A 4,534-nucleotide genomic window follows, 5' to 3' on the forward strand; every position below is an offset into this window, starting at 1 on the left:
AACCGTGATGCGTCCCATGACGGGAACCGTCCCGTCTTTCTTCACTACCTGACGCTTAAGGTAGTAGATTACTGAAAATGTATTCTTCATCGTCCTTAATTTTTTTGGTTTCAAAATTAGTTGGTGAAGAGTCCGGTGTCGGTACGCAAAACGGGGAGGAACGGCGCAATCTTTTTCCGTAACCGGATTTTTCGCGTGAGTTGTCGGTAACTCACTATTCCTTAGTGTCTTGTTTCGCTATCCGTACCCGTTTGTCACATTTTCGGGCATGGTTACGAACAAGTAACGTTGCGGCGTCAGGATTTGGCTTCGGCAGGGATTGTAATGGCTTCACGAATTTTCGCCACTTCAACTAAAACCCTTGTAACTCAATTCTATCACTATATCTTTCCGCATTTCACTTTTTTGTAGTAACTTTGCAAAAAAAAAAAATAACAGACACACCTATTAAAACAGTATAACAACAATGAAGAACATCTTGGTTATCGGAGCAACAGGTCAAATCGGCTCCGAACTGACAATGCGTCTGCGTAGCATCTACGGTAACGAACACGTTGTATGCGGCTATATTCCCAGCGCCAAGCCTCAAGGTGAATTGCGTGAGAGCGGTCCCTATGAAATCTGCGATGTTACAAACGGCGAACAGATAGCCGCCGTGGTGCTTAAGTATAACATCGACACCATCTACAACCTTGCAGCCCTGCTGAGCGTAGTGGCAGAAGGCCGTCCCCAACTTGCTTGGAAAATCGGCATAGACGGTCTTTGGAATGTACTCGAAGTGGCCCGCGAACACGGATGTGCCGTCTTCACTCCCAGCTCCATCGGCTCGTTCGGTCCGGAGACTCCGGCCGACCACACGCCTCAAGACACCATCCAGCGCCCCCGTACCATCTATGGTGTATCGAAAGTAACCACCGAATTACTGTCTGATTACTATCATAACAAATATGGTGTCGACACCCGTTCAGTACGTTTCCCCGGACTCATTTCTTATGTGACACCTCCGGGTGGCGGTACCACCGATTATGCCTGCGACATTTACTACAGCGCTGTCCGTGGCGAAAAATTCGTATGCCCCATCGGTAAAGGCACCTACATGGACATGATGTATATGCCCGATGCACTCAATGCCTGCGTGCAATTGATGGAAGCCGACCCCGCGCGCCTCATCCATCGCAACAGTTTCAACATCGCCGCCATGAGTTTCGACCCCGAAGGCGTACTCGCTGCTATCCGCAAGTACAAGCCCGAATTCGAAATGGAATATCAGGTAGACCCCCTCAAGCAAGCCAATGCCGACAGCTGGCCCAACAGCATCGATGACATCTGCGCCCGTCAGGAATGGGACTGGAAACCAACATTCGACCTCGACAGCATGACGGTGGATATGCTTGAAAAACTTAGCCAGCGCCTGTAAAATCTGGCACTATCCTGCTGGAAAGTACGGCCAGTGCCTTTTATACGACAGCCACTGCCATTGTCCGCCTGATACGGACGGTGGCAGTGGCTCTCCTTTTAACCCTATGAAACACAAAAACGCTATCCTTTTCGCGCCTCTCTCGCACTAAATGTGTACCTTTGCGCAGCAATAAAACAAACATTCTATAACACATAAGCATTATGGCAAAGAAAGCATTACTTATGATCCTCGACGGCTGGGGCATCGGCAAACATGACAGAAGCGATGTCATTTACGAAACGCCTACTCCCTTCATGGACTCTCTCAACGCCACGTATCCTCACTCCCAACTGCTGGCCAGCGGCGAAAACGTAGGGCTTCCCGACGGACAAATGGGCAATTCCGAAGTGGGACACCTCAATATCGGCGCCGGACGTATCGTCTATCAGGACCTCGTGAAAATCAACCGTGCCTGTGCCGACGACAGCATCCTTGAAAATTCTGAGATAGTCAGAGCCTACGAATATGCCAAGAAAAACGGCAAAGGCCTCCACTTGATGGGACTGACATCTGACGGCGGTGTCCATTCCTCTCTGAACCATCTCTTCAAACTCATTGATATCGCCGCAGAATACGGCATAGCCTCCTCCACTTACGTTCATTGCTTCATGGACGGCCGCGACACCGATCCCAAAAGCGGCAAGGGCTTCATTGCCGACCTCACGGCCCATTGTGCCCAAAGCGGTGCACACGTAGCCTCCATCATCGGCCGCTTCTACGCCATGGACCGCGACAAGCGCTGGAACCGTGTCAAGACGGCCTACGATCTTCTGGTTGAAGGTAAGGGCCGTAAGATGACGGATATGGTCGAAGGCGTTCAGAGCTGCTACGACACTGACTCCGAAGAACATAAAAATACCGATGAATTCATGGAGCCGCTCGTCAACGCCACTGTTGACGGCCGCATTAAGGAAGGTGATGTGGTTATCTTCTTCAATTACCGCAACGACCGTGCCAAAGAACTCACAGTGGTGCTTACGCAGCAAGACATGCCCGAAGAAGGCATGCACACCATCCCCAATCTGCAATACTACTGCATGACCCCCTACGATGCCTCTTTCAAGGGGGTTCACATCCTCTTCCCGAAAGAGAACGTAGAGAACACACTGGGCGAATACATCGCCTCAAAAGGCCTCAGCCAACTCCACACGGCCGAAACGGAAAAGTATGCCCATGTGACCTTCTTCTTCAACGGCGGACGCGAAACTCCCTATGAAGGCGAAGAGCGCATTCTCGTAGCATCTCCCAAAGTGGCCACTTACGACCTCCAGCCCGAAATGTCGGCCTATGAGGTAAAGGACAAACTCGTTGCCGCCATCAAGGAAGACAAATATGATTTCATCGTTGTCAACTTTGCCAACGGCGACATGGTAGGCCACACGGGCGTGTACGGTGCCATTGAAAAAGCCGTGACAGCTGTAGACAACTGCGTGAAAGAAGTCGTGACAGCGGCAAGCGCCACCGGTTATGAAACCATTATCATTGCCGACCACGGCAATGCCGACAATGCGGTCAACGCCGACGGCACTCCCAACACGGCCCATTCCCTGAACCCCGTACCTTTCATCTATGTAACAGAAAATAAAACCGCAAAAGTAAAGGACGGCGTTTTGGCAGATGTGGCACCGAGCATCCTGCATATCATGGGACTGGAACAACCAGCCGAAATGACCGGCAAGGATCTCATTGAAGACTGAAACTGTTTTTGATTATTCACCAACAAACGGGAAGCTATCCGGACAAAACCGGATGACTTCCCGTTTTTCATATACGGAGTCCGACAATAATCCTCCCGGCCGTTCTATAAGCCTACAGATACAAGCGTTGAAAAGGCGTTATTGCCGACAGTCACTTCCTTTATCCTTTTATGAAAGCAGGCTCTTCTGAAGGACTTTTCAGGCGAGCACACCGCCCAAAGAGTTGCTGATAATGACAGCGAGCACTACGGCCGAGATACCCGCATAAAGCCAGTCGCGCTCCTGAACAAAGTCGATGAGCGAGAGCGCCACGCGCATGATGGGCGTGAGCAGAAGAGCTATGACGCCCAATTGTATCCAGCCCGTAGCGGTAAAGTTGATCACACCGTCAACAATGCCCGAGAGCGTCGTATAGCTCTCATGCTCTTCCGCGGCCGCACCATAAGCGAAATGCGAATAGTCCTTCATAGGCTCGCCACCGTGTTCCATAAGATAAATGACTCCGCCTATAGCTGCTATGACGCAGGCCAGCGTCACGCCCCAACGGAGCGTATTGCCCACGAGGCGCTGAATATCGTGCTTGGGTTGTTTGTTTTCCTTTTTCATAAAGCATCAGAAATTTCCGGCAAAGCCCTGATAAATCATATTGACAGCCACCAGAAGAATGGCCACACAAAAAATCTGGCGAAGCACACGCACATCCATGCGCTTGAGCAGTCTGGCCCCGGTGAGCGCCCCGAGCAGGACACCAATCATCACCGGACAGGCCATACCCGGCTCTATATTGCCCCGCTGAATGTAAATGACAGCCGAGGCACAGGCCGTAACGCCCATCATGAAATTGCTGGTAGTGGTACTCACCTTGAAGGGTACTTTCATGATGCCGTCCATCGCTATCACTTTGAGCACACCGCTGCCGATACCGAGGATGCCCGACAGAATGCCGGCCACATACATCACGCCGAAACCACCGTAGACGTGCTTGAGCTGATAGCTTTTCACCGAGCCGTCCTTCTGCGGCCACGTGCCGAAGAGTTTCAACCTCCGGGCCTGCTCCGACCCCACCACACCGTCGTGGTCGGACTTGCGCCGCTGCTGCATGGCGGCGGTGAGAATGAGCACACAGCCGTAGATAACGGCAATCGTACTGCTGTTAAGATAGATAGCCACGGCCGCGCCACAAACGGCACCTATGGTAGTGGCTATTTCAAGGAACATGCCCAGACGGATGTTGGTAATGCCCTCCTTCACATAGGCACTGCCCGAACCGCTCGACGTGGCGATGGAAGCCACCAGAGCGGCGCCCACGGCATAGTGGAAGTCTACGCCAAAAGCCAGCGTAAGCAAGGGAATGACAACAACGCCCCCTCCCCGCCCC

At 51.9% G+C, this 4,534-nt stretch carries 4 protein-coding genes; 2 read left to right on the forward strand and 2 right to left on the reverse strand.

Features of this window, described 5'->3' with window-relative positions; genetic code table 11:
• Nucleotides 1-466: 466 nt before the first annotated feature.
• Together C5S62_RS07070 and gpmI are read left to right on the forward strand one after the other, a co-directional pair.
• Nucleotides 467-1,417 (forward strand): NAD-dependent epimerase/dehydratase family protein, encoded by a 951-nt coding sequence (locus C5S62_RS07070; protein ID WP_104404685.1) that lies wholly within the window; start codon nucleotides 467-469, stop codon nucleotides 1,415-1,417.
• A 203-nt stretch (nucleotides 1,418-1,620) separates the two neighbouring features.
• The gene (gene gpmI / locus C5S62_RS07075; protein ID WP_104404686.1) at nucleotides 1,621-3,156 is read left to right on the forward strand and encodes a 2,3-bisphosphoglycerate-independent phosphoglycerate mutase; all 1,536 of its coding nucleotides are present in this window, start codon (nucleotides 1,621-1,623) and stop codon (nucleotides 3,154-3,156) included.
• A 198-nt stretch (nucleotides 3,157-3,354) separates the two neighbouring features.
• Here gpmI and C5S62_RS07080 read toward each other — a convergent pair whose 3' ends face one another.
• Both C5S62_RS07080 and C5S62_RS07085 read right to left on the reverse strand, forming a co-directional pair.
• Nucleotides 3,355-3,762 carry a DUF1634 domain-containing protein gene (locus C5S62_RS07080; protein WP_104404687.1) on the reverse strand — a complete coding sequence of 136 codons (408 nt, stop codon included), beginning with the start codon at nucleotides 3,760-3,762 and terminating at the stop codon, nucleotides 3,355-3,357.
• 6 nt (nucleotides 3,763-3,768) lie between these two features.
• The coding region (locus tag C5S62_RS07085) for a sulfite exporter TauE/SafE family protein (protein WP_104404688.1) at nucleotides 3,769-4,534 on the reverse strand (766 nt) is incomplete at its 5' end.

Source organism: Prevotella sp. MGM2, from assembly GCF_002933955.1.
GTDB lineage: Bacteria > Bacteroidota > Bacteroidia > Bacteroidales > Bacteroidaceae > Alloprevotella.

Excerpts from the sequence above, each read along its gene's own strand:
- C5S62_RS07070 (WP_104404685.1), top strand. The coding sequence starts at position 467 with ATGAAGAACATCTTGGTTATCGGAGCAACAGGTCAAATCGGCTCCGAA.
- gpmI (WP_104404686.1), top strand. The coding sequence starts at position 1,621 with ATGGCAAAGAAAGCATTACTTATGATCCTCGACGGCTGGGGCATCGGC.
- C5S62_RS07080 (WP_104404687.1), bottom strand. The coding sequence starts at position 3,762 with ATGAAAAAGGAAAACAAACAACCCAAGCACGATATTCAGCGCCTCGTG.